The sequence below is a fragment of the Streptococcus sanguinis genome, from assembly GCF_001078705.1.
GTDB lineage: Bacteria > Bacillota > Bacilli > Lactobacillales > Streptococcaceae > Streptococcus > Streptococcus sanguinis_D.
In genome coordinates this window covers 387,462-410,958 of record NZ_CDMW01000001.1, presented here as the reverse complement: position 1 = coordinate 410,958, position 23,497 = coordinate 387,462, and the positions used below count along the sequence as shown (strand labels likewise).

The 23,497-nt window shown below is 43.3% G+C and carries 26 protein-coding genes and 1 riboswitch; all 26 genes read right to left on the bottom strand.

Features of this window, described 5'->3' with window-relative positions:
• Positions 1-6: 6 nt before the first annotated feature.
• The 26 genes from SSV_RS02220 to SSV_RS02090 all read right to left on the bottom strand — a co-directional run bounded on the left by SSV_RS02220 (position 7) and on the right by SSV_RS02090 (position 23,442).
• On the bottom strand, positions 7-1,101 hold the full coding sequence (locus tag SSV_RS02220; protein WP_072073507.1) for an ethanolamine utilization protein EutH: 1,095 nt from the start codon (positions 1,099-1,101) through the stop codon (positions 7-9).
• A 16-nt stretch (positions 1,102-1,117) separates the two neighbouring features.
• Positions 1,118-1,399, bottom strand: coding sequence for a EutN/CcmL family microcompartment protein (locus SSV_RS02215; RefSeq protein ID WP_011836570.1), 282 nt, complete (start codon positions 1,397-1,399; stop codon positions 1,118-1,120).
• 14 nt (positions 1,400-1,413) lie between these two features.
• Positions 1,414-2,061 (bottom strand): ethanolamine utilization protein, encoded by a 648-nt coding sequence (locus SSV_RS02210; RefSeq protein ID WP_011836569.1) that lies wholly within the window; start codon positions 2,059-2,061, stop codon positions 1,414-1,416.
• A gap of 31 nt (positions 2,062-2,092) precedes the next feature.
• The gene (gene eutD / locus SSV_RS02205) at positions 2,093-2,719 is read right to left on the bottom strand and encodes an ethanolamine utilization phosphate acetyltransferase EutD (RefSeq protein WP_002896361.1); all 627 of its coding nucleotides are present in this window, start codon (positions 2,717-2,719) and stop codon (positions 2,093-2,095) included.
• Between the two features lie 23 nt (positions 2,720-2,742).
• Positions 2,743-3,384: a hypothetical protein gene (locus SSV_RS02200; RefSeq protein WP_072073506.1), complete on the bottom strand. Its 642-nt coding sequence runs from the start codon at positions 3,382-3,384 to the stop codon at positions 2,743-2,745.
• 197 nt (positions 3,385-3,581) lie between these two features.
• Positions 3,582-3,857, bottom strand: coding sequence for a propanediol utilization microcompartment protein PduA (pduA, locus tag SSV_RS02195; RefSeq protein WP_002896373.1), 276 nt, complete (start codon positions 3,855-3,857; stop codon positions 3,582-3,584).
• 55 nt (positions 3,858-3,912) lie between these two features.
• Entirely contained in the window at positions 3,913-4,194 is a 282-nt protein-coding gene (pduA, locus tag SSV_RS02190) for a propanediol utilization microcompartment protein PduA (RefSeq protein WP_072073505.1), read from the bottom strand.
• A gap of 34 nt (positions 4,195-4,228) precedes the next feature.
• Positions 4,229-5,707 carry an acetaldehyde dehydrogenase (acetylating) gene (locus tag SSV_RS02185; protein WP_072073504.1) on the bottom strand — a complete coding sequence of 493 codons (1,479 nt, stop codon included), beginning with the start codon at positions 5,705-5,707 and terminating at the stop codon, positions 4,229-4,231.
• A 6-nt stretch (positions 5,708-5,713) separates the two neighbouring features.
• A complete protein-coding gene (locus tag SSV_RS02180; protein WP_072073503.1) occupies positions 5,714-6,277 on the bottom strand; it encodes a BMC domain-containing protein in 564 nt (187 codons plus the stop codon).
• Between the two features lie 15 nt (positions 6,278-6,292).
• On the bottom strand, positions 6,293-6,946 hold the full coding sequence (eutL, locus tag SSV_RS02175; RefSeq protein WP_032913438.1) for an ethanolamine utilization microcompartment protein EutL: 654 nt from the start codon (positions 6,944-6,946) through the stop codon (positions 6,293-6,295).
• 15 nt (positions 6,947-6,961) lie between these two features.
• Positions 6,962-7,882 carry an ethanolamine ammonia-lyase subunit EutC gene (eutC, locus tag SSV_RS02170; protein WP_002915828.1) on the bottom strand — a complete coding sequence of 307 codons (921 nt, stop codon included), beginning with the start codon at positions 7,880-7,882 and terminating at the stop codon, positions 6,962-6,964.
• A gap of 16 nt (positions 7,883-7,898) precedes the next feature.
• A complete protein-coding gene (locus tag SSV_RS02165; protein WP_072073502.1) occupies positions 7,899-9,269 on the bottom strand; it encodes an ethanolamine ammonia-lyase subunit EutB in 1,371 nt (456 codons plus the stop codon).
• Positions 9,270-9,300: 31 nt separating this feature from the next.
• Positions 9,301-10,734, bottom strand: a complete 1,434-nt coding sequence (eutA, locus tag SSV_RS02160; protein ID WP_002903901.1) for an ethanolamine ammonia-lyase reactivating factor EutA — start codon at positions 10,732-10,734, stop codon at positions 9,301-9,303.
• A 113-nt stretch (positions 10,735-10,847) separates the two neighbouring features.
• Positions 10,848-12,284 (bottom strand): sensor histidine kinase, encoded by a 1,437-nt coding sequence (locus SSV_RS02155; RefSeq protein ID WP_072073501.1) that lies wholly within the window; start codon positions 12,282-12,284, stop codon positions 10,848-10,850.
• On the bottom strand, positions 12,284-12,859 hold the full coding sequence (locus SSV_RS02150) for an ANTAR domain-containing response regulator (protein WP_072073500.1): 576 nt from the start codon (positions 12,857-12,859) through the stop codon (positions 12,284-12,286). Before SSV_RS02150 ends, SSV_RS02155 begins: the two co-directional genes overlap by 1 nt.
• 23 nt (positions 12,860-12,882) lie before the next feature.
• A complete protein-coding gene (locus tag SSV_RS02145; protein ID WP_175859722.1) occupies positions 12,883-13,227 on the bottom strand; it encodes a BMC domain-containing protein in 345 nt (114 codons plus the stop codon).
• Between the two features lie 96 nt (positions 13,228-13,323).
• Complete coding sequence (locus SSV_RS02140) at positions 13,324-14,466, bottom strand: 1-propanol dehydrogenase PduQ (RefSeq protein WP_072073498.1); 1,143 nt, start codon at positions 14,464-14,466, stop codon at positions 13,324-13,326.
• Positions 14,467-14,776: 310 nt separating this feature from the next.
• Positions 14,777-14,925, top strand: a riboswitch (adenosylcobalamin (AdoCbl) riboswitch).
• Between the two features lie 259 nt (positions 14,926-15,184).
• Positions 15,185-15,784: a cob(I)yrinic acid a,c-diamide adenosyltransferase gene (locus SSV_RS02135; protein ID WP_002915832.1), complete on the bottom strand. Its 600-nt coding sequence runs from the start codon at positions 15,782-15,784 to the stop codon at positions 15,185-15,187.
• Between the two features lie 12 nt (positions 15,785-15,796).
• Positions 15,797-16,864 (bottom strand): nicotinate-nucleotide--dimethylbenzimidazole phosphoribosyltransferase, encoded by a 1,068-nt coding sequence (cobT, locus tag SSV_RS02130; protein ID WP_176693531.1) that lies wholly within the window; start codon positions 16,862-16,864, stop codon positions 15,797-15,799.
• Position 16,865: 1 nt separating this feature from the next.
• Entirely contained in the window at positions 16,866-17,732 is an 867-nt protein-coding gene (locus SSV_RS02125; RefSeq protein WP_072073496.1) for a GHMP family kinase ATP-binding protein, read from the bottom strand.
• A complete protein-coding gene (gene cobD, locus SSV_RS02120) occupies positions 17,725-18,819 on the bottom strand; it encodes a threonine-phosphate decarboxylase CobD (protein WP_072073495.1) in 1,095 nt (364 codons plus the stop codon). The genes SSV_RS02125 and cobD overlap by 8 nt, the downstream gene beginning before the upstream one ends.
• A gap of 63 nt (positions 18,820-18,882) precedes the next feature.
• Entirely contained in the window at positions 18,883-19,317 is a 435-nt protein-coding gene (locus tag SSV_RS02115; RefSeq protein ID WP_072074901.1) for a EutP/PduV family microcompartment system protein, read from the bottom strand.
• A 39-nt stretch (positions 19,318-19,356) separates the two neighbouring features.
• Entirely contained in the window at positions 19,357-20,673 is a 1,317-nt protein-coding gene (locus SSV_RS02110; protein WP_072073494.1) for an HAD family hydrolase, read from the bottom strand.
• A gap of 307 nt (positions 20,674-20,980) precedes the next feature.
• Complete coding sequence (locus SSV_RS02105; protein WP_072073493.1) at positions 20,981-21,703, bottom strand: hypothetical protein; 723 nt, start codon at positions 21,701-21,703, stop codon at positions 20,981-20,983.
• Between the two features lie 25 nt (positions 21,704-21,728).
• Positions 21,729-22,520: a hypothetical protein gene (locus SSV_RS02100; RefSeq protein ID WP_072073492.1), complete on the bottom strand. Its 792-nt coding sequence runs from the start codon at positions 22,518-22,520 to the stop codon at positions 21,729-21,731.
• Between the two features lie 280 nt (positions 22,521-22,800).
• Complete coding sequence (locus SSV_RS02090) at positions 22,801-23,442, bottom strand: lantibiotic ABC transporter permease (RefSeq protein WP_072073491.1); 642 nt, start codon at positions 23,440-23,442, stop codon at positions 22,801-22,803.
• Positions 23,443-23,497 lie beyond the last annotated feature (55 nt).

The following is a 23,497-nucleotide window of genomic DNA, read 5'->3' as shown; positions in this document are numbered from 1 at the left end:
CCAAGTCTAGGCTTCCTTCTTCGTTAAGAAGAAAGCCAGTAATACCGCTGTGATACCGCCGACAAATTTACCAATCATCATCGGCACAATCATTTCCGGTTTTTGACCAGCTGTGAAGCCTAGGTGATCTCCGATAACAAAGGAAGCAGATACGGCAAAGGCTACGTTGATAATCTTACCGCGTTTGTCCATATCCTTCATCATCTGGAACATGGCAATGTTATTAGCCAGAGAAGCTACCAAACCAGCTGCACCAACTTCATTCATTCCTAGGGATTTTCCGATAGCAGAAAGCGGTTTGTTGGCTACCTTGGTAAAGACAGCTACCAGACCAAAGGCCCCAGCCAAGGTTACGGCAATCGTTCCTACAACTTCAAAGGCTTCCTTCAGTGTATCAGCACCTTTTGGATAAATGCTGATGAGCCATTCATTGCCAGTCAGGAGCTGAGCTGCACCAAAGGCCAAACCAAGCGTTGCCAAGATAACAATGATCTGACCAAACACTTCAAAACCTTTGATCATGGCATTAGGTGCCAAAAGCAATCCTACGAAAATCAGAGCTGATACAATGATAATCGGGATAAGATTGACAACCAAGGTTCCAAAAGGCAGACCTGGCACGAAAATTCCTCCGAGAAGACAGCCAATCGGAACAGTTACCAAACCGTATAAGATTCCGCGAGCCAAAAGCGGACGGTCATCTTTTTCGATAATACCCAAGGCAACTGGAATCGTAAAGACGATGGTTGGCCCCATCATAGAGCCCAGTACAAAGGCAGCAAAATTTCCTACCGCCGGATCCTGAGCCAGACTGAGAGCCAGAGGAGCTCCTCCCATATCATTGGCAATGAAGGTTGTCGCAAAGATTGACGGGTCAGCGCCCACCAAGCCATACAAAGGCACGACAATCGGTTTCAAGACATCCGCCAAGAGGGGAGCGATTACCATAATCCCAGCCATAGACAGAGCCAAAGCTCCCATAGCCATGATACCTTCTTCAAATTTTTCACTTAGTCCTAGTTTGCCACCGATACATTTATCCACTGCACCGATCAGCATGAATAGAACCATGATATAAATGATAATTTCATTGATACTCATAACATTACCTTAGTTTCTAATATTCTTCATCACTGTGATAGTCAACCTTGTCAATGATAGCCACAACAACCATATCCACAGGTATATTTACCTTATTCAGGCTCATACGGGCAGAACTGCCAGTGGTTACCATTACTTGGTCTCCTTCGCCTGCACCGATGCAGTCGGCCACAATAAGCAGAGCTGGGTCACTTTGATGTTCATTTAGCTGCCGTTCGACCACTAAAAATTTCAAACCATTTAAATTTTCGTCTTTTCTAGTCGCCCAAAGGCTTCCTTTTACTTTACCAACAAACATCTCTACCCACTCCTTTATTCTATGATTTCTATTTTTTGACGTTTTAGATAATCTCTCGCCAAGGCTGTCACAATCATTCCTTTTTCTATTTTAAAGCTTCCATTTTCAGGTAAACCCATTTCTCTCAGCTTTTTCTCTGTCAGCAAAACCGTCTTAATCGGAGCCTTAGCCTTCTGGCTGACTTCTTCTGTCACCGCCCGCTTTTCAGCCGGACGAGGCTCTTCAGCATGATTGCTTTCTAGGAGTGCTAAGAGTTGGCCTTCTTTATAAAATTGCAGACCGTAGCGGATCAGCTTTTCGCGCTGTCCCTGCAGTTCCTGATACAAGTGCACTTTAGAAGATTGCTTGTACTGCTGAATAGCAAAGGCGCTGTCTGACACTAGGACTTTTTTGCCTTTCAAAAGACTCTTTAAAATGACTGCTTCCTCTACCGCTAAAGGGCAAAGGGATGAGAGTCTCAGAAAAGCATCAAAGCCAAGTGTCTCAACAACAACAATCTCTGCTGTGCAAGAATCTTTTACGACTTGAAAGCCTTCCCCTTCTAATAAGTCAGGAATCTTATCGCCTCCAATGACATATACTGAGGGTTCCTGAGGCTTTTTCTTCAACTTTTCCATCAGGCGGTCTGTAATCAAATCTACTAAATGATCTAGATTTTCCATTCTTTACCTACCTTTTATTTGCTCATAGGACTTATTTTTTAATAATCCGTCCGCGTGTTCCTTTTTTGAAACCACAAGCATTGGCTTCATCGTAGTCAATATGCATATAGGTCGCAAACTTGGGACTAACACGGATGACCACATCATCAAAAATCAGCGGACGAGCACCTTCTACTCTGACTTGTACAATCTCGTGATTTTTTACATTCAGACGTTCGGCATCTTCCGGTGTCATATGAACATGACGCTTAGCTACAATCAGGCCCTTATCCAGACAAACTGCCTTGTCCCCATGAGCCAAGATGACACCCGGTGTTCCTTCAATATCACCACTTTCGCGAATGGGAGCCTTGGTGCCCAGCTGCAAACAATCGGTCAGGGAAACTTCTACCTGAGAATGTTTGCGAACAGGTCCCAGAATAACCACATTGTGAAAAGCGCCTTTTGGACCGACAACTGTCAGCCTTTCTTGACTAGCGAACTGGCCTGGCTGTGATAGGTCTTTTGCTTTTGTTAATTGATAGTTGGGACCAAACAAGGCTTCCAAATCTTCCTGACTCAAATGGACATGACGTCCGCTCGCCTCTACCTCAAATGACCCCTGCAATTCTTCCTGAACTTTATCAATTACTTTATTTACCAAATTTTCTAAAGTCATTGCTGTTCTTCTTTCTCTTGTTATTAGCTTGCTATCAACCAGAGCAAGACTTCAATTGATTTTAATAATTGAGAAACCTTACAAGCAAATTGATCTCTGTCACCATCAGCAGCCTGCTCCAATTCTTTGCGCAGGAGGGTCGTTTCGATATATGTTTCATAGCAATTCAGCTGCCAAGTCGGCTCCTGATAACTCATCATAACCGTTTCTTGATCGAGCTGTCGACTGACCCGAATGGCCTGCAATTCTGCATTGCTAGGCAGGTCTGTCTGGTAATCAGAAATATCATCCAGAATATGCTGGCCAACGATTTGTTCTACTATATTCAATAGTTGGCCAACTTGCTCACACTTTTCATCCTGAAAAGCCTGATGCAAATCTCTCTGGTTCTTCAAAAAGCAAGTATAAAGTTTAGTCAGTCTAAATAGTCGTGGATACACAGCAGAGTCCTCAAGGTTTGTAATCGGCACCCTGATAGCATCAGCAGCTGAGTCTGTTTTCCCTTTGGTCTGACCTGAAGAAATGATTCGAATATGGTGATCATTGAGAAAACCTCTGGCTGCTGGCGTCAGTTTTTCATCTTTGTTTAATTCAAAGACACCGTTATCAGCGAGAACGGATTCTCTATAAAGCTTTCTAATCTTAGCTTCTGTAAAAACTGACATGTATTCACATCCTTCTACTCCGTTGATACTCTGTGAAAATCAATCTGATACTCTTCGAAAACCAATATTTCCTTTTAAGTATAGAGCTACTGCCCATAAGCTTCATTTTCACTGAGTATTCTATTTGCCTCAGGGGCCTGTATCAGGCCTAAACGCTACAATACAGGCTCTTTCAGCAAATATTTATCTGTCCCAGATTATTTGGGCAGAATAACTTCCACTTCAGCATGTGGACGTGGAATTACGTGAACTGAAATCAATTCACCAACGTTTTCAGCTGCAGCTGCTCCAGCATCTGTCGCTGCTTTGACTGCGCCTACATCACCACGAACCATTACAGTTACCAATCCAGCACCGACTTGTTCTTTACCAATCAAAGTTACGTTAGCGGCTTTGACCATTGCATCAGCTGCTTCGATTGCGCCGACGAGTCCTTTTGTTTCTACCATTCCTAATGCATTTGCGTTTGCCATGTTTATTTCCTCCGATTATTTTCTTGTTTTTAGATTTATATGAAAGTCTGTAATCTTATTCTTGATGAGGCAAGATTACTTCTACTTCTGCGTGTGGACGTGGGATTACATGAACTGAAATCAATTCACCAACGTTTTCAGCTGCAGCTGCTCCAGCATCTGTCGCTGCTTTGACTGCGCCTACATCACCACGAACTAAAACTGTTACCAATCCAGCGCCGACTTGTTCTTTACCAATCAAAGTTACGTTAGCGGCTTTGACCATTGCATCAGCTGCTTCGATTGCGCCGACGAGTCCTTTTGTTTCTACCATTCCTAATGCATTTGTGATTGCCATGATTGTATCCTCCAATTTTAATGTTTAATATTGACTATTTTAGTTTTTCCAATACGCGTTGAACCAACAAGGTTACCAGTTCTTCTTCGTTTGATCCGTCAACTGCTACTGCTTTTGGTTCTTCCACTGCCATATTTTCTGCTTGTCGCAGGTCTGACAGTTCAGCTGTTCCGTAAGCTACACGACGTATATTGAAGAGATTGAGCGGGCTGACATTATCAGATGTCGCGCTGCCACCTACTGCTCCACACCCCAAAGTAAAGGCTGGGAAGAGACCAGTCGTTGCACCGACACCACCCAGAGCTGCTGGCGTATTGATCAGCAGGCGAGATACTGGTTTTTTCAGTGCAAATTCACGAATAATTTCTTCGTTTTGACTGTGAATAGCAAGAGTGTGGCCTGCACCTTCATGATGCAAGATCTTAATACTCAGCTCACAAGCTTCCAACCAGTCCTTGACAGTGTAGAAGCCTAAGACTGGAGCCAGTTTTTCCATAGAATATGGATACTGCTTGCCGACACCTGTTTCTTCTGCAATCAGAACACGAGCGTCTGCCGGAACAGAGATACCAGCTAATTCAGCAATCACCTGAGGTGTTTTACCAACCATCTTCGGATTCATCGCACCACTCGGTTGGATAATGAAAGCACCCAGTTTCTTAGCATCTTCTGCTGGAACAAAGTAAGCACCTTGTTTCTTGAACTCTGCTACAACCTTTTCCTTCATATCTTCTTCGACGATGATAGATTGCTCAGATGCACAAATCACACCATTGTCAAAGGTTTTAGAATCCAAAATCTGACGAACTGCTTTTGGCACATCTGCTGTTCTTTCGATGAAGGCTGGACCATTACCAGGACCTACACCGATTGCTGGTGTACCAGATGAGTATGCTGCTTTGACCATGGCATTTCCGCCAGTCGCCAAAATGAGATTTGTATCCTTGTGTCGCATCAACTCATTGGTAGCTGCGATGGATACCCGATGAATCGCACTGATGGCTCCATCCGGACAGCCAGCTGATTTAGCAGCTTTCTTGATGACTTCAACTGTTTCCTCAATACTCTTAAGAGCATTTGGGTGAGGTGAGAAGACGATACTGTTTCCTGCCTTCAAAGCGATCAAAGCCTTATACATAACTGTTGATGTCGGGTTGGTTGATGGAATCAAGCCAGCAATGACACCGACTGGAACTCCAACTTCCAAGACTTTCTTTTCCTTGTCTTCGCGGAGAACCCCAACAGTTTTCATATCCTTGATTTCTTCAAGAATACCTTTGGAAGCAAGAGCATTTTTCAATACCTTGTCTTCCCAGCGGCCAAAGCCAGTTTCCTGAGCCGCCATTTTTGCTAGGCGTTCACGCTCATCATAACAAGCTTTCGCTACTACTTTTACAATGGTATCAATTTGCTCTTGGCTCATTTTAGCAAGTTCTTGTTGGGCTTTCTTTGCATCCCGAATCAAATTCCTTACTTCCTGAATCGATACCAAATCTTTATCTTCTAAAAACATCCGCAATTACTCCTCTCCTATTGTTTCCATCAAAGTCTCAACGAGAAGTTTCTTGTTGGCAAATTTTATTTCTTTCTTGCTGAGACGGATACCTTCTTGATGATAGGCAAGGCTTCGTAGTTCGACGACTTTTAGTTTTTCCAGTTTTTCTCTGGTGTAGGTCCTTGTCTCTCCTTCAAGCTTCTCTGCTGGTTTAGCCTTAGTTTCCTTTACAGGCTGAGGCTTTTCTTCGATTTTTTCTGAAGGGATTGTTTCCGCCGTAGAAGCAATCTCCTTTTTAGCTGTTTTACTATTTCTCTTTGGTGCAAAGAGAATGTCTGTCTGGTTATCCAACCTAGAAATTACATGGCTGGCCAGATAGTAAGGTTTATCCTGTACCAACTCAACTGCCGCATCAACCGCTGAGCGGACTGCACTGACATCGCCTATCAATTGAACTGTGTTTAAACCAGCTTTGACCGTTTCAATATTAAGCAATGATACATTGGCAGCCTTCAAAGCCGCATCTGCCGCAACTACAGCACCTAGATAACCTTTTACTTCAATTAAACCTAGTGCTCTATCTGCCATTTAATCAACTCCTAATCAATAACTTTTAGGATCATTTGCTACTGCGATGACTGCATTCGCAAATGCGTCGCAGGCAGCTCGGCAGGCTGACTGTGATCCGACCAGAAGTCCGCCGGCAAAGTTGGTTTCGCTCGGTGGTCCATAGAAGGCTCCAACTTGCACATCCGCCGCTTTCAAAGCCGCATCCAGTGCCACCATAGCTTCACCCGGTGGAGCAATCAAGTAAGCAATCGCTGTTCCTTCTTCCGCATTAGCTCCCTCTGACAGGTAAGAGCCCGCACGAGAGATACAATGAGCAAAATAAGGAATGCTGTCATCATCATTGGCACTGTAGAAGCTAGCCCCATTTTCGATTTCATAGACTGCTACATCCAGACCGCTGCGAACTTCTTCTGGGTTTGGACCAGCCAAGATACCGATGACTTCACCAGCCAGCTTAGTTGAAGCGTTGCCTGCACCAGCGTACATACTGCGAGCATAGACTACTTCGACATCTGCTGCCTTGGTTGCTTCATCCAAGGCTACATAAGTGACATCATCACAGTCAGAAGTGATAATTCCCAGGCTTCTGTGATGTGGTTTAAGCTCCAAAGAAGCTGCCAAACCTGCATCCACGTTCGAAATCAGAAGGGCACTTAATACACTTGCACCTAATCGATCATTTTTCAAAGCCACTACCTCCTATTATTTCAAATCAATTCCTGATTTCTTATTATCAAGAATCTTCTTAATGATTTCTGCTACATAGGCTCCAGCTTCAACGGCTGGTGTTCCGCCTTTATGAATATTGGAAACAACGGTCCGTTTCGCTTCTGGCATACCAACTGTTGGCTTGTAAGCCAGATAAGCACTCATGGACTCAGCTGTTACCAGACCTGGACGCTCACCAACCAGCATACAGATAACTTCTGCACCAGTCAGTTCTGCGATTTGGTCCATAGCTGCAACCCGAGCATGCTTGATAAAGAGTACTTCGCCAAAGTCCAGTCCGAACATTTTCAGACCTTGCTTCAGAGCTGGGAGGAAGTCTTTGACGTTAGCCTCGATAGCTGATGAGCTAAGACCATCACCAACGACAATCTGAACTTTGGCATTAGGTTTGCATTTTTCCTTGATAATCGCCTGCTGATCTTCTGGGAAGATGCGGCCAAAATCTGGACGTGTCAGGTACTCATCCTTAGTAACTGCCTTTGTCTGTACAGGAATGAAGCCCATTTCCTTGATAAAGTCATCTGAAACATAGGAGAAGACCGCATCCTGAGCTGCCGCATGGTCTGCTCGGAAACGCAGAACAGTTTGTGTCTTGTAGCGATCACCTGCCCGCCACAAGCCCAGACGTGCCGGAGTAAATTTCTTAATCTTCCGGTAGGCTTCTTCATTGATGGCATTCGGAATCAAGAACTGTTCCTGGATATCTACTTCTGTTATATCTGGAATGACGCCATCTTCTATCACTGAAGTGTCTTGTTTGACTTCTTCCTGCAGAGAAACTGCAGATTTTTCAACTTTATTCTGGTCAGTCGCTGCTGTTTCTTTAGCAGCTGAGTCGCCGCCCATCTCATTTAACAATGAGCGAATCATTTCTTTTAATTGCAATTCATCCACAATGATTTCCTCCTTGCTAATTTTGTCTCATAAAGATGGAGCCGTCTCCGCCGATTTCTGTCAGGTGGCCATCTTCCATCAAGCCCATCTTTTCCATCCACTCTTCAAATTCCTTGATTGGACGTCTATTGAGAAGTGAACGCATGGTTGCTGTTTCATGGTAACCAGTTGTTTGATAGTTAAGCATGATATCGTCACCATGAGGAATCGCCATGATGTAGTTAACATTAGCTGCTCCGAGAAGAACCAAGAGATTTTCAGCGTCGTTTTGGTCAGCCTTCATGTGGTTAGTGTAACAGATATCACAACCCATTGAGATACCAGTCAGTTTGCCCATGAAATGGTCTTCCAAACCAGCACGGATAACTTGCTTAGAATCATAGAGATATTCAGGTCCGATAAATCCAACAACGGTATTTACCAAGAATGGATCGAAGCGTTTAGCGAAACCATAACAACGAGCTTCCATAGTCACTTGGTCTGCTCCATGGTGAGCGTCAGATGAAAGTTCAGAACCTTGACCTGTTTCAAAGTACATGACATTCGGTCCAGCAGCTGTTCCCACTTTCAGAGCTGTATCCCAAGCTTCCTGAATGATTTTAGCATCAAAACCAAAGGCTTCATTTCCTTTTTCAGAACCAGCGATAGACTGGAAGACCAATCCTGTCGGAGCACCTTGATTCATGGCTTCAATCTGAGTAGTAACGTGAGCCAGTACACAGTGCTGAGTTGGAATCTTGTACTCTTCGATGAAGTCGTTAAACTTATGCAAGACCCGCTTGACGCTTTCTACTGAGTCGTCTACTGGGTTCAATCCTAAGAGAGCATCCCCACATCCATAGGCAAAACCTTCCATAGTAGAAGCCATAATCCCGTCTGGATCGTCTGTGGTATGGTTTGGTTGAAGACGAGAAGAAAATGTTCCCGGCATACCAATTGTTGTATTAGCATGTTTGGTAATGACAATCTTATTGGCAGCTACAATCAAGTCCAAGTTGGTCATCAACTTAGCAACCGCTGCTACCATTTCAGAAGTCAACCCACGAGACAGCCACTGAATATCTACGTTCTTAGTCTTGTTATCCAAGATCCACTCACGCAATTCTTCTACTGTCCAATTCTTAATCTTTTCGTAAGTACGAAGATTGACGTCGTCAATGATAATCCGTGTTACTTCATCTTCTTCATAAGGCACTACCGGATTATTGAACAAATCAGACAGTTTCAGCTGAGCTAGTACAACCTTAGCAGCGACACGCTCTTCAGCAGATTCTGCTGCTACTCCGGCTAGTTGGTCTCCGGATTTGTACTCATTGGCTTTGGCCAGCACTTCTTTTACGGATTTAAATTCGTAAAGCCGACCAAACAATTTTGTTTTCAAAATCATGGATTACTTCCTCCTTTGTGTAAATAAAAGTTTAATTAAACACCAATGTTTTCACGACAATCGGTAAGACCGATCCTTCAATGACTGGATTACCAATATCGATATAGTCGCCATTTTGAACATCCACTGAGTCAATGCAAACAAATGGATAATCCTTAGGCAACTGAGCAAAGAGACATTGACCTAAAACCTTGGCCATATCTTCTCTGACAACCACTAGCAACGGAATTTTCTTTTCAATGCTTTCGCTCATTCCCTTGACAATAGCCTCTGCGTATTCCAAAACCCGGGCGAAGCTTGGGCTTTTTTCTCCATTGATTGCCAAAGCCACCTGCTGGACTTCATTTTCCAGTGTGAACCAGGCCACCTTGTCCCTGATAATCTGCTGCAGTCCCTCCTTATCCTCATGCTCATCAGAAGCAGCCAGTTTGAGAACTGGAATGTTCTTAATAGGAAGGATATCGGAGATGTAGGTAATGGTACTGCCGCTGACATCGGTCGTATGGCTGCCCGCTCCAACAACGGTTGCCCGGATGGTCTCAGCTGACTGGATGACTTTCTTTTGATCAAAAATCTTGGATTTACTCAGCGCCCTGCCTAGCAAGATACCGATATCCCCATAGCGGAAATCATCCGCCGAGGTCGTTTCCAAGTATATTCCATCAGCTACACCACCAGAGAAAGATACGCAGTGGAGATCATAGTTCAACTTGAGACCGTGGTTGGTCTGTAGGAGCTCATAGTAAGGACTGTGATTGTCAATTCCTACAGACTGTTCTAATACGGAGACCATTTCTTGAATCAGCCGATCCAAATCAGCCCGATGGACCGTTTCACCAACTGCCAGCTGAAGCCCCTGCTCTGCAATGATAGTCTGCAGTTTTGGAGCAATATAGCTAATCCGCTGGGTCTGCGGATCCATCTTTATCAGCCGACCTCCGATATCAAAACACCCTGTATCAATCACATCTCCTTCTCGGAAGACTGCCAGATTGGAAGTCCCCCCACCAATATCAATATTGACGACTGATGTATGATGCTCTTGAGAGTACTGATGGCTGCAGGCCCCTTTACCTGCGATGATGCTCTCAAGGTCTGGGCCAGCTGTCGCAACGACAAAGTCCCCAGCATAGCCACTCAGTGCTTGGAGCACCTGACTGGCATTTTCCTTGCGAGCCGTCTCACCAGTAATGATGACTGCTCCCATCTGAATATCTTTTTTCTGAATGCCTGCTTTCGCATACTCATTCAGAACAAAGTTTTTGATCTTATCCACCTCAATCAAGAGTTGATCCGAAATTGGTGTGAAGATAATTTCACTTTTATAAAGAACTTTTTTATCTGTAATATAGACACGAGGAATAGTAAACACAGAAGCAATATTCTCGATGGTAAGCTCTGAAAGGATCAGCTGTGTAGTGGCTGTCCCGATATCAAGCCCCACACTCAAAATTTTATCTGACATACTAAAAACCTCCAAAAAAAGACGCTCAAAGCAATGCAAACAAACAGAGTTCATTTACATTCTTCAAGCGTCATTGCTTTTTTCGACTGACATCATTGTTAGTCTGGTAGTATTTATTTTTTAAAACGAATGGTCGTTATCGTCCCCTCATGGTCTGAGTGGATAGACAAGGTTCCAAACAATTTTCCTTGGACAAAGCGCTCCACCAAGAGCAGACCCAGATGATTCTCAAAGGAATGCTCTTGATTGTAACCGCTACCATTATCCAGTACTTTTAAAGTTATTATATCATTTTTAAGTCCAACCTGCAAATGGATTTGCGGTTTTTCTAGATTTTTTTTGTCCTTAAAAGCATGTTCATAGCTATTCTGCAGTAATTCATTGACGATTAGCGCCAGTGAAGTAGCCCGGCTGCTGTCAAGACAGAGTTCCGGTTCCAAGCTGTAGGTCAGGGCTATTTCCCTATGCCCAGAAAAACAGCGCTGAACATTTTCGATAACTTTCTTCAGCAGATGCTCAATCTGAATGCTGTCATCCTGCTGAGAAGACAGGAGCTCGTGAGTCGCCGCTATGGAGAGCACACGATTCATACTGTCATTAAGAGCTTTTTTGGTGTCTGCTCCTGGACTTTGCTGAGCCTGTAGTCGCAGCAAGGAAACAACGGTTTGCAAGTGATTCTTTACCCGATGGTTCATTTCACGAATGGTAGTTGTATGGGTTAAGAGCTGCGCTTCCTTTTCCTTGATGTCTGTAATATCCTTACAGATCATGACCACATTTTCACTCTCAGCCAGCAGGTAGCGCTTGACCAAAAAGCAATAAGTGCCATAATGTACCTCAACTTGGTGAGGTTTTTCTTGAGGGGCTTGCGGTCCCAGTTGCTGGATTTCTTCAAAAGGCAGACTGTCTAAGACCAGATTGCTATAGTGCATTCCCTCAATCGAGTCCATATAACCTAGCTTATAGCGATAAGAATCAGCAGCAGCCTGATTGAAATACTTGAGATAGCCCTCCCGGTCAAAGATCAGACAAGCTTCATCTATATAATCAAATAAAACAAACTGCTCTTGCGCTGTAATCTCAGGATTGCTCCGTAACTCAAAATCGTCGTCCTCTTTATCTAAAGAAAAGTGGTCCGGTAAAGTCTGAGGAGCATTTCTTTCGATAATCAGCGTTCCAATGACCCGCTCTTCTCTCACTATCGGAAAGACCGTCTGATGGATGGCTAAGCCCTCCTGCGATCTGGCCGAAAGCCCTATCGAAGGAGCACCCGTCTCCAAGGTCCGGATAACACCTGGCTCATTTTCCAGATAGGCCATAGCACCCACGACCGAGTTTTCGTACAAGCTGAGCTTGCTTTCCGGCTTTTTATGAAAGATGACAATGGCATGTTCCGAAAAGATATTCTTTACGTCAATGAAGACATCTTCATTTGCATAAGCTGAGTTTTTCAATAATTCGTCAGCCTGTTGGACAAGATGCTCGATATCAGCCTCATCCAAATTTGTCTGTTCCTGACAAAGCTGCTTTATCTTATCTTTATACATCATTACACATCATCTTGGAGCACCAGCAATTTAGCAATCTCAATCATCGGCACTCTCTTTTGCATACTAATTGTCCGAATGCGTTTGAAAGCTTCTGGCTCTGACAAATGATCACGAGCCATCAGTAGGCCTTTGGCCTTTTCAATCACAATCCGATCGTCTATCTTTTTCGACAGCTTGACCATTTCATTGGACATCTGTTGTAGCTCGCGGCCTTTCTCAATGCAGACCTCTACCATCGGAATCAAGGACTTGGCATCCAAAGGTTTAACCAAATAAGCACTAATGCCATTGGTTTTGGCCTTTTGGATATAGTGCTCATCACTGTAGGCTGACAGTAGAATCACGCTATAAGCCAAGGCATCTTCCAGTATCTTCTTGCCTGCTGTCAGACCATCCAAAAGCGGCAGTTTGATATCCATCATGACCAAGTCACAACGATATTTCTGACACAAATCAATAGCCTCAAAGCCATCAGATGCTTCAGCTACCACTTCATAATCGCCAGCTTCTAAGATCTTTCGAATATCTAATCTTACGATTGGATCATCATCAACAATTAGAATTCTGCCCTTCATACTTCCCCTCGACAGTTTTATTTTTATGTCCGAGTTACGACCGTGCTGGAGAAACCTAAAATCTCTTCCAGACCTTGTAAAACGGCAATGAGAGCTGCCTCAACAGAAGAAACGTCGCCTGTCATCACAACAGAGCCGCTGAAACGATCCACAAAACCAACTTGAACATCCGCAGCCTTGGTCGCAATATCAACCGCAATGATAGCCGCTTCACTCGGAGTGATCGTCAAGATTCCAATCGCATCCATAATCTCTGCCTGTAATCCCAACTTCTCAAAAATGACTTCATCGGGATTGGCGATAAGGTGCGCCAAGGTCACTTGTTTCCCAGGAACGTATTCCTGTATCATTCTTTGTTTTTCTTCCAATTTAGTAAACCTTCTTCATGATTTTAAACGTTCAGAAGTGTACTGCATGCTCTTAATCATTATACAATAATTTTGGCATAACAGCAATTCAGAGGATTAAAACGCTTTCTCTAATACTTTAAGCAGTTCTTCTGCCGTAGGGACACGAGGGTTAGTCGGAGTACAGCCATCATGCAGGGCAGCTTCTGAAATTTCTACCTTGTACTGAGCAAAGACATCTGCTTTCACACCGTATTCTCTCAGAGAAGTTGGCATCTCCAGCTTTCTCTGCAGCTTCTTGATAGCTTCAACCAGCTGCCTTACTCCTGAAACAGGGCTTGAAGCACTGCATCCCAGTAGTTTGGCAATATCCTGATAGCGGCTGGCTACAGTCTTGTCCACTGCCTGCCGGCCCCGATTACTGAGATCGATACCAGCATTATACTGAATGACATGGGGCATTAAAATACTGTTTAAACGACCATGAGGAACATGGAATTTGGCACCTGCCGCATGTGCCAGACTATGGTTGATACCCAAGTAAGCTGTATTGAAGGCCATACCTGCCAGAGTGGATGCTGCGTGCATCTTTTCACGCGCTTCTACATCCTGACCATTTTTGTAGGCTTTAGGCAGATATTCAAAGACTAGCTTAATTGCCTTTTCAGCCAAGGCATCGGAGAAGTCGGTTGCTTCAGTGGATACATAGGCTTCAATAGCGTGAGTCAGCACATCCATTCCTGTATCTGCTGTGATGTTGCTAGGAAGAGACATTACCAAATCCGCATCCAAGATAGCAACATCTGGCAGAATTTCACTGGTCACCAAAGGATACTTGGTGCCTTTGTCTGCATCTGTGATAACAGAAAAGTCGGTCACTTCAGATCCAGTTCCACTTGTCGTCGGAATGGCAATGAGAATGGCCTCTGAGAAGGCACCCTGCTTCTTGGCAAAATAATACATAGCCTTGGAAGCATCAATGGCAGAGCCTCCGCCAATAGAAAGCACAATGCTGATTGGCTTGTCTCCTGCACTCTTGATACCAGCCACAACTGTTTCGATTGGCGGATCAGGCACAATATCCGTGAAAACAACAATATCATTGCTGTCATCAAAGTTGGCTAAAATAGCATCCAGCGTGCCAGATGTCTTCAAAAAAGGATCGGCAACGACTAAAATATGCTCGTTTTTATAATGGCTTAATTGCTGCAGAGCGCCCTTGCCCACATGCAATTCAGTCTTATAGGAAATCTTATACATCTTTTCTCCTTTCTGTTGTATCTGTTTTTAAACAAAAAGAAGCTATATGAAAATAAGACTGCTCCCCTACACACGTCACAGCATTTTCATATAGCTTCATTGCTTATTTATCTTCAGTACCCCTTTGTACTATATTGAATTATAACACAAAAGCGCTTTCATGGCAATAAAAAAGTCATTAATATAAGAAGTTTTTAGTGCCGCTTCTCCTTGCAGAGCCAAGCTTATTTGAAGGATTAAATTTTTATTAAAATTTGATTCGTTTTCCTTGTAATTACCTGTGAAAGGTGTTACAATCTAGTTACTAGGAAATTGATTTTAGTACTTTTAAGGATATGGAAGTCTGGTGCAAATCCAGCGCGGTCCCGCCACTGTGATAAGCTTTTCGGCTTTAAGTCAGGTCTTTATTCTTAAATTTTAGTAGATTTCATGCCTCGATGTAAGGTAGTGATGTCAGTTTGGAACAAACATTTTAGCTTAGTTTCCATTATTGACTCTACGTTTAAGTACGTTAATTTTCTAAAGATGAGGTTTTTCTTGTCTTTCTGCAAAGGAGCAGAGTCAATAATTGGAAAGCTAGTGCTAATCAACGAAGCTTAGCATGAAGATACAATGATGTATAGGCTGCTTTCTTTTTCGAAGATTAAAATAAGTTCTGTCCTTACAAGACTCGGTAAAGTCCGAATTGGAAAGACAGAACTTTTTCTGTTTCTTTTTATCACTGGCGCTTGCTTGCCCAACGCTCAACATCCGCCTTGGTGATATTGTGGAAGACCTTGGCACCTCTTTCATAGGCCACATCTTCTTGATGTTTGGTAAAGTTGATTACTCGAGCCAAGGCAAAGAAGTAATCTGACAGACGATTGACAAAAATTAGGACATTATTGTTAATTTCCGTAGTCCACATGGTCCCTACGATGTGACGCTCTGCCCGTCTTGCAATGGTCCGAGCCACATGGATCATGGAAGCAATCTCGTCGCCGCCCGGCAGGATAAACCTTTCCAAAGCTGGTGGAATTTCTGCGTAGGTATCAATCCTCTCCTCAATCCAGTCAATCAGCTGCTGATCGACCTTATAAGGGTAAACTCCCTGAGGCGTAGAGAGGTCTGAACCACAGTCAAAGAGATAATGCTGCAGCTGGAGCAGCTCATCTCTCAGCTTATCATCCTTGTCCAGCTTGGTAATGGTATAACCAATCCAAGAGTTAAGCTCATCAATGGTTCCGTAAGCATTAACTCGTTCTGCATCCTTGGCGACACTTTGGCCGCCAACTAGCTTAGTCAAGCCCTTGTCACCTGTTTTTGTATAGAGTTGCATATTTTTCCTCCTTTAAGTCACATTTTTGCGAATATCAACATAATCTTCTTCTTTCAAGCTACCTTCTGCAAAGGTTGGCATATGCTCCATGGTATAAACAGCATTTTCCAGCAGAAAGAAAGCCAAAGGACAGCCCGAGCCTTCACCCAGTCGCATGTCCAGCAAAAGCATGGGCTCCAGTCCTAAAAAGTCACTGACCAGTCTGTAGGCAGGCTCTGTCGAAACATGGGAAGCAAACGTATAATCCAAGACATGAGGAGTCAGCTGATGGGCAATCAGAAGCCCCGTCAGAGAGATAAGACCATCCACTACACAAGGCAGCTGATAGCGGGCGCAGGCAAGATGAGTGCCTGCCATAGCCAGCATATCTAGCCCACCAAGCTTAGCGGTCAGATCCAGAATATCTCCATAAGGAGCGTGGCAATCCAAACACCGCTGGATAACGGCAGTTTTATGAGCCTTCATATCCTGAGTCAGACCAGCTCCATAGCCTGTGACGTCTTCTGCTTTGAGACCGAGAACTGCCGCAATGACAGCAGCCGAGGTGGTGGTGTTGCCAATCCCCATTTCCCCTGTTCCAAAGAGACGAAAGCCGTCTTTGATCAAAGCCTCTGTCTTCCTGTAGCCGACTAGAATTGCCGCTATAGCCTGCTCGCGAGTCATGGCCTGCTCCTCGAGCATATTGCGTGTCCCATGACAGACCTTGTCCCTATTCTCCTCAAAGATATCCTTCTTGCAGCCAATGTCTACCAGGCAGATGTCTGAACCAGCATGCTTGGAAATAGCACACAAGCCTGACTTCCCTGCTAGAATATTGCAAGCAACAGTATAGGTCGTTTCTTGAGGATTGGCAGAAACGCCTTCAGCCACGATGCCATTATCTGCCACGTAGACGAGAACAATCTTCTTCTCCAAATCAATCGAACCAGAAAACATGGCATGCAAGCGAGCATAGATAGTTTCGAGCTTTCCCAAGGAACCTGGCGGCTTTCCTAGCTGATCACAGTAGCGCTGGCCTTCTTGAAGCTTGTCTTTATCTATCGGAAGAATCTGCTCAATAATTTTTTCTAAGTCTTTCAAACTAGTCTGTCTCCTCCCTGACCGGCTGCACCCCTTCAAAAATAATCCTGCTCAAGGTCCGAGTCTGATAATAAGCCCCACTGGCTGAGCGAGCTAGTTCAGCCTCTAGCTTGGGCAAGATTTCTAGCTGTTCCCTGTTCAGCAACAGACCAACCAATGTACCACTATGGGCAACATTGAGGCCTAAACACTGGTGTTCTTTTACCAAATTCAGTAATTCTTTCAGATAGGGTTTGGGCAGCCGTTGGTTATTCAACAAAGCACTATAGCTCGCTAAATGGCCAATCTTTTCCAAACTCTTCTCCTGACAAGCCTCCTGAAAGAGAGGAAACAAACGCTTGGACTCCTCAGCCGGATAGCTAGGACTGTCCTTCATCCGAACCAAGTCAAGAGTTGTCACCATCTCCACAGGCTCCAAGATATAGACATAGAGCTCCGGTCGCCAGTCTGTCTGCCAGACCACTTGACCAGTCAGGGGATTAATGACCGTCCAGTCCGCAAAAGCCACCGAGTCAGTAGGCTCAATCTTGGCACAGAGATGAGTCAAATCTGATGCCTTTAGAAGCTGCTTTTGTCCCAGAGCAGATACTTGCAGGCAGCTAACCATATCTGCTGTACTGCTGGAATAGCCCTTGCTGACGGGCAGGTCTGACTCCTGGACAAAGGAGAAAGCATTGGCCTTAGGCAGGAGCTCTAAAGCTCGCCTTACCTTTTCACCTTGGGCTTGCCTTGCGAGAGACGAAGCCCCGTCCAATCTCACTCGACTGCGCTTCTCAATCCCATAGGAGAGCAGGACCTCCTGCTCTCCTACTATACCTTGAAATAACTCACCGCAGGAACCTGGACAGGAAACGATGCCCTTAGTCATAAGCTGCCTCTTTCGCCAAGACCTCTGTCAGACAAGCCAGAAGCTGTTCATTTTCCTGATGGCTGCGGATGGCTATGCGGTAATGTCGGTCTGTCAGATCATGATAATTTTGACAGGAACGGATAAAAATCTTTCTCCGCCGAAGCTCCTGACGCAGGTCCAGCCGACCTAAATATTCAAAGAAGATATAGTTGACACTAGGCTTGACCGGCCGAATCTGTGAAAATGCAGTCATTCCTTGAAAAAGGAAATCTCTTTCTACTCGAAGCCACTCCTTGGTAGCTTCCTGATAGGCCTGATCCTCCAAAAGGACAGGCAGGGCGTGATCCGCCATAGCATTGACCGACCAAGGAGCGCGGTTCCCCTCTATCTCATCAAAGCAAGTTGGATGACAGCTGAGAGCATAGCCTAGTCTCAGACCAGGAATAGCATAAAACTTGGTCAGAGACCGCACCACTACTGCATTTGGATAGGCAGCCAGACGTGAGACGAAGCTATAGTCCTCCTCATCGTCCAGAAAGTCTATAAAAGCCTCGTCCAATATCAAAAAGATTTGCCGCTCCTGCAAGTAGTCAGCTAGCTTTTCTAACTCAGTACGCCGAATCAAGCTACCCGTCGGATTATTGGGATTGCAGATGAGCACAGCGTCTCCTGCAGTCAGTGAATCCAAGGCTGGCAACATGTCAGCTAGATTCCACTCATAGGATGGGGAAGGGAGGCTAAAGCGCTCCACCTTGGCCTGCACTTGCAAGAAGGCTTTTTCATATTCCATGAAAGTAGGGCTCAGAGTCAGGACTGTTTTTGGACGCAGGAAGCGGGCCAGCTCATAAAAGACTTCTACCGCACCATTTGCCAGCAGGACATTGTCCTTGTCCAGCCCATGATGCTGGGCCAAGAGCTCTCTGGAGTGGTTGTAGCTGATGTCTGGATAATGAACCAGCCAATCAATGGACTCGGTCAGACAAGCCCTCAGCTTTTGAGAAATCCCCAAAGGATTGATATTGGCACTGAAATCCAGACAGTCTTCTAAAGAAAAACCCAATTCCTCAGCCAAAGCTGCCGCATTTCCCCCGTGCTCTACTTCCATAAATAGACATTCCTTCCTCGTTTCCTTGTTAGAATCTAGTATACCATATTCGACTTCTCGTCCCTAGTCTGCCTCCAGATAAGCCTGAAGACGGTCAATTCCTTCATTTTCCGTCGCTGATATTTCAAAAATTTCCTTGGCTCCAGCCGCTTTCAGCTGCCGCCGTGCTTTTTCAATCTGTTCTTCCTTATCAGCCATATCAATCTTGGTGACAATACCAATCACTTCTTGATTGAAGAGGGAGGAAAAGCCCTGAGGAAAGGTCTGCATCTGATTGGAAGCTGCGACCAAGAGACCAATCACATCGGCATCTGCACCCGTCACGTTCAAGGCATTATAATACCTACGATGCTGGAGAAATTCTCCAGGAGTATCAATGATGGTATCATGAAACTCAACCGCCTGAGTCTTATAGTAGGTCAGCTCCAAACCCTTTAGTCGCTGGGTCAGAGTGGTCTTACCCACTCCGACCGGACCGACAAACATGATTTTTTTCATATCTTGCATCCATTCCTCTCTATGACAGGGGACTGCCCGCTATTTGCTGAGCTGGGCTTCCTTGCTATCTAGTTTGATAGTTTCCCTGCCATTGAGCAGTACACCTTTATTTTCATCGCGGCCTTGCAGATAGTAAAGGGCATCGTCCTGACCGTAAGTTTCAATTGCCTTAGTTTGCAAAAGACCGATTCCCTTGCTAGGATCTCTCAGAAGATTGAAGATGATGCCCATTTGCAGTTTAGGGAAGTCCTTGAGCATAGCATAGTCGCCATTACTGTCACCGGCAATTAGGATTGGTTCTTGATTGTCATGATTGACAGCAATTAGCTTCTTGATGGTTTCTGTCTTGCCCTCACCTTGAGTCTGAGCATAGTTAGTATCATATTCTGGCTGAATCACACCCTTGTCATCCTTTTTCAGGCGCATAGCCGTGACATTTTCCTTAGGAATATTGTAGCCATACTTAGAATTGCTAGCATAAGGGATAATCACATCGATATAAGATGCTGAGCAGATATAGACATCAATACCGTTGGCCATCAGAGTCTTGTAGAGATTTTGCATTTCCTTGACTGAGCGAACACCCCGCTTGAAGGTTACACTGACTTGGCCAGACTCACCTTTCAGGCTTTCAGGACTTTCCCAGGTTTCAGAAGTCAGCTTGTCCTCAAGAGCCTGGTCAATAGACTTTTCAGATAGGGCTTGAACTTCTTCAGAAGTCATACCTGCATAGAGGTAAGTCACCCATGGATAGCTAATATCTGAGCTGAAGGTGTCACCAATCGCTTCGTAAAGATAGCGAAGTTTAGCAGCAAAGTCTTGGTATTCATCAGTCTTTTTGACTTCTTCCAGAGACTTATCCCCTTTCATTCCCTTATAGCTATTGTAAATAGCTGTGTAGTCAGAAAGCAAGTCAGCCGCAATCTTGTCAATATTCACTGGCTCACCATCTTTGTTATGGTAATCCTCAACAAAATCGTCGCTCGGTATATTGGTCCGTACTGCTTGGTCAAATTCTTCCGGCGTCATCTTAAAGGCTAGATTTTCAATTTGATAGGTAAAGGTCGCTTCGCCAATGTCGTTAATGACTGTCGTATTATCCCAGTCAAAGACGGCATAAGGTTTTTTATTTTTATCATAGCTAGAGCTGGTGTTCCCATTCTCCTTGATGAGCTTAGTCAGGCGGGCATAAAGCTTGTCTTCCCAAACGCCCTTATCCAAAGTCTTAGCCTTGTCCTTATCCGTTGTCTCCGTCTTAGCCGAGGATGACTCAGTCGTCGTCTTATTATTCCCCGCTTGACAAGCTCCCAGAAGCAAAGCCAAACTACAAAGCAGCACAATTCCTTTTGTCCGCATAGAAACAATCCTCCATAAAAAAATAATAGTGCGCAAAAAAATGGCATAGAAAACCCCTTTGATTCTGAAACACTCGCTTCATTGCGATCAAATCAGGCTTCCTTGCCATTTTCTATACTGTTATTATATTATAAACTATCTGGCAGACTTTGTCAATGAAGCGCTTTCAATTTTGTAAAAAAATAAAGGCAGAGAAAAATTATTTCTCTACCTTAGCAAAGTTTTAGAATATAAACGCCATGACTGTTTAACTACATAGGAGATATTCGGAACACCACTCAACTTTTTGTCAGTTACTAAAAACACCTCAAATCAGTTCATCACTTTTCGGATGCTTCTTTATATAAATAGCTGCATAAACAGCATCTACCATGACAGCTGGCAAAGTCAAGGTCAACAAAATTCCCAATAAAACACCAAAAGTAATCTGAATATAGCCTGTTAGGAGGGAGGGAATGATTGTTGCCCCAGCAAAAGCTACAGCAAAATTATTCCACCATGTTTTCTTTCTATCTCCCTTTTTCACTTGATTAAAAGCCCAGACTTTTCCTTGATTCTTTGGGAGATAGTACCAAGCATAGAGACCACATGCAAAGATAAAAAGAAGTAATATAAAGATAACATAAATTAGAGTGAGAGGGGATTGATATATCTCCTTGCCTCCTATAGGACTACCGTCTGAAATAACCATTAGTAAACCAATAAAATTTAGACCTATCACTAAGCTTAACACTGTGAGGGCTATTAAATAATATGTTAAAACCTTCCATGCATTTATTAAATAGGGAATAAAAGAAATGATAATACCCAATATATTCACAAGACCGCAAAGCAAAGAAAGCCCTTTAAAGATACCTAGGTAATCTTCATAACTTCCAACCAAATACATAAAACCGCTTAATGCCAAACCAATCCATGGATATAATTTAATATAACCTAAACTGACACCATGTGTGATCAAAGGACCATGGTATCTTTCTCTTTCTATATTAGTAATCTTTGCTTTATCTTTCATATTCACCTTCACCATTAACTAAACCACCCTCCTACTGTTTTTAAGCGATCATTGCTTTTCTCAACTCTTCTTTTGCTTGTTGAACAATAAATAACTGTTCATTCTCTTTGGCCAATTCCTCAAAACATGTCAGCGCCTTTTCTTCATCACGATTGAGCTGCGCATTAATGCCTTTGTAGTAAAGATTAAACAAATAAGAAAACTTATTTTTAGCAGTATGAGTCTCAAAAAAGGGATTAGGCTGTTTATTTATTACTAAATCATGAATCGCCTGCATTTCTTCTAGCAAAGAATCTTTGAGCTTTAAAAGGGATTTTCTATTGGTCGCCACTCCTTGCAAACGAGACAGCCAATATTGATACTTCTCTTCGTCTGCTAAATGAATAGAACACAGTATCAATTGTCTAAAAATCGTTAACTGTCTAAAAGTTGTTACTTTCTCTAAACTATGATTTGAAATCGTTGTTTCTAATATACTCAGAGCATCCTTAAATCTTCCTTCGGCAAGCTCTATCCTACATTTTCTAAATGTAGTAAAATAGATAGTTTCCGTTGTTTTCCCAGGTTTGCAAATCCCTACAAAGTATCTATATGCATCCAAATCAATATCCTCTAAAAATAGATTATTGGTTCGGAGTGCCCATTGTATTTCTCCATAGATGTAATAGGCTAAAAGAAAAACAAAAGCTATCCAGTACCATACGCTGTCAGACTTTAATTTGAGCCATATATAAACTACAAAAATCCAGAAAATAATACCAGAAATAGATTTATAAATACTTTTTTTCTTCAATGCTTTATAGCGCTGCTCACCAGTTCCTTGTCTTTGCATCAGCTAACTCCTTCTATCGTTGATTTTCCCTTAACTTGAGTTTCTTGTAGCGATTACTACCTTCTTGAACAAAAAGAATTATACTATAGTAATATTTTTTCTTCAATTAGCAACTCCTATACTGATATTTTTGTTTCTTCTAAACTTCTCAGGATTAATTACTCTTATCCATTCTACATTTTTCTTGATAAACAATCCAGTTATAAAGGATACGTTCATATCTCCAGCTTCCCTCTTAATAAAAAAAAGGAAATTGTTTCTTCGACAATCCCCTTTAATTCTACCATTTTTCAGGCACTTGATTTCTCCAGCCTGTGAAAACTTGTGCATAGCCCAATAGATACAAGGGCGTCAATGCGATACTCAAGCCTACCAAGGCAATAATCATATAAAGTCCTGACAGCATAAACAAGCGAGTGATGACTGCTACTGCTGCTGACAAGCAGCACAGGACGATGGCATGAATCTGCAAAATGTTAATCTTTTGTTTCTGTTCAAAATATCTCAATTTTGAAACGATCACCATCTGATAGAGCAAATTAATCAGCTGGTAGGAGAAGCTGAGTATGATAAAAATCATAAAAAATGCTAAGTAGTTCTCACCAAAAAAGATGGAGCCCCAAAAGAGTAATTCAAAATGAAGAAATAGGTAAGAGCTGGTCGGAATGAGCTGCAAGGCTTTGGTATCAAAAAACTTTTGGAACAATAAGAAGGCTAGCAACAAGATAGCGATGTGCCCAATCGTAAACTGCATGACCATCATGCTCCGCTCATGAATCTCACCGTGTAGGAAAATCGAAACGATAAATACCAGTGAGATAAAAATTAACTCAATCAAACCGGCTTTATAAAAATCCAAATTTTTGATTGGACTATCATCCGTAATAAGGACATTCAAAAACTCATAATATCTCTTTTTCATATTATACTCCCATTTATTAAAAAAATTCCCTAAACTTTACGAAACTTTCTATAAA

Excerpts from the sequence above, each read along its gene's own strand:
- SSV_RS02150 (WP_072073500.1), bottom strand. The coding sequence starts at position 12,859 with ATGAAGGGCAGAATTCTAATTGTTGATGATGATCCAATCGTAAGATTA.
- SSV_RS02215 (WP_011836570.1), bottom strand. The coding sequence starts at position 1,399 with ATGTTTGTTGGTAAAGTAAAAGGAAGCCTTTGGGCGACTAGAAAAGAC.
- SSV_RS02165 (WP_072073502.1), bottom strand. The coding sequence starts at position 9,269 with ATGATTTTGAAAACAAAATTGTTTGGTCGGCTTTACGAATTTAAATCC.
- pduA (WP_002896373.1), bottom strand. The coding sequence starts at position 3,857 with ATGGCAAACGCAAATGCATTAGGAATGGTAGAAACAAAAGGACTCGTC.
- SSV_RS02100 (WP_072073492.1), bottom strand. The coding sequence starts at position 22,520 with ATGCAAAGACAAGGAACTGGTGAGCAGCGCTATAAAGCATTGAAGAAA.
- pduA (WP_072073505.1), bottom strand. The coding sequence starts at position 4,194 with ATGGCAATCACAAATGCATTAGGAATGGTAGAAACAAAAGGACTCGTC.
- SSV_RS02180 (WP_072073503.1), bottom strand. The coding sequence starts at position 6,277 with ATGGCAGATAGAGCACTAGGTTTAATTGAAGTAAAAGGTTATCTAGGT.
- SSV_RS02090 (WP_072073491.1), bottom strand. The coding sequence starts at position 23,442 with ATGAAAAAGAGATATTATGAGTTTTTGAATGTCCTTATTACGGATGAT.
- SSV_RS02110 (WP_072073494.1), bottom strand. The coding sequence starts at position 20,673 with ATGCGGACAAAAGGAATTGTGCTGCTTTGTAGTTTGGCTTTGCTTCTG.
- SSV_RS02220 (WP_072073507.1), bottom strand. The coding sequence starts at position 1,101 with ATGAGTATCAATGAAATTATCATTTATATCATGGTTCTATTCATGCTG.
- SSV_RS02140 (WP_072073498.1), bottom strand. The coding sequence starts at position 14,466 with ATGTATAAGATTTCCTATAAGACTGAATTGCATGTGGGCAAGGGCGCT.
- cobD (WP_072073495.1), bottom strand. The coding sequence starts at position 18,819 with ATGGAAGTAGAGCACGGGGGAAATGCGGCAGCTTTGGCTGAGGAATTG.
- eutD (WP_002896361.1), bottom strand. The coding sequence starts at position 2,719 with ATGACTTTAGAAAATTTGGTAAATAAAGTAATTGATAAAGTTCAGGAA.
- SSV_RS02105 (WP_072073493.1), bottom strand. The coding sequence starts at position 21,703 with ATGGTGAAGGTGAATATGAAAGATAAAGCAAAGATTACTAATATAGAA.
- SSV_RS02115 (WP_072074901.1), bottom strand. The coding sequence starts at position 19,317 with ATGAAAAAAATCATGTTTGTCGGTCCGGTCGGAGTGGGTAAGACCACT.
- eutA (WP_002903901.1), bottom strand. The coding sequence starts at position 10,734 with ATGTCAGATAAAATTTTGAGTGTGGGGCTTGATATCGGGACAGCCACT.
- SSV_RS02135 (WP_002915832.1), bottom strand. The coding sequence starts at position 15,784 with ATGCAACTCTATACAAAAACAGGTGACAAGGGCTTGACTAAGCTAGTT.
- SSV_RS02210 (WP_011836569.1), bottom strand. The coding sequence starts at position 2,061 with ATGGAAAATCTAGATCATTTAGTAGATTTGATTACAGACCGCCTGATG.
- SSV_RS02185 (WP_072073504.1), bottom strand. The coding sequence starts at position 5,707 with ATGTTTTTAGAAGATAAAGATTTGGTATCGATTCAGGAAGTAAGGAAT.
- SSV_RS02155 (WP_072073501.1), bottom strand. The coding sequence starts at position 12,284 with ATGATGTATAAAGATAAGATAAAGCAGCTTTGTCAGGAACAGACAAAT.
- SSV_RS02125 (WP_072073496.1), bottom strand. The coding sequence starts at position 17,732 with ATGACTAAGGGCATCGTTTCCTGTCCAGGTTCCTGCGGTGAGTTATTT.
- SSV_RS02200 (WP_072073506.1), bottom strand. The coding sequence starts at position 3,384 with ATGTCAGTTTTTACAGAAGCTAAGATTAGAAAGCTTTATAGAGAATCC.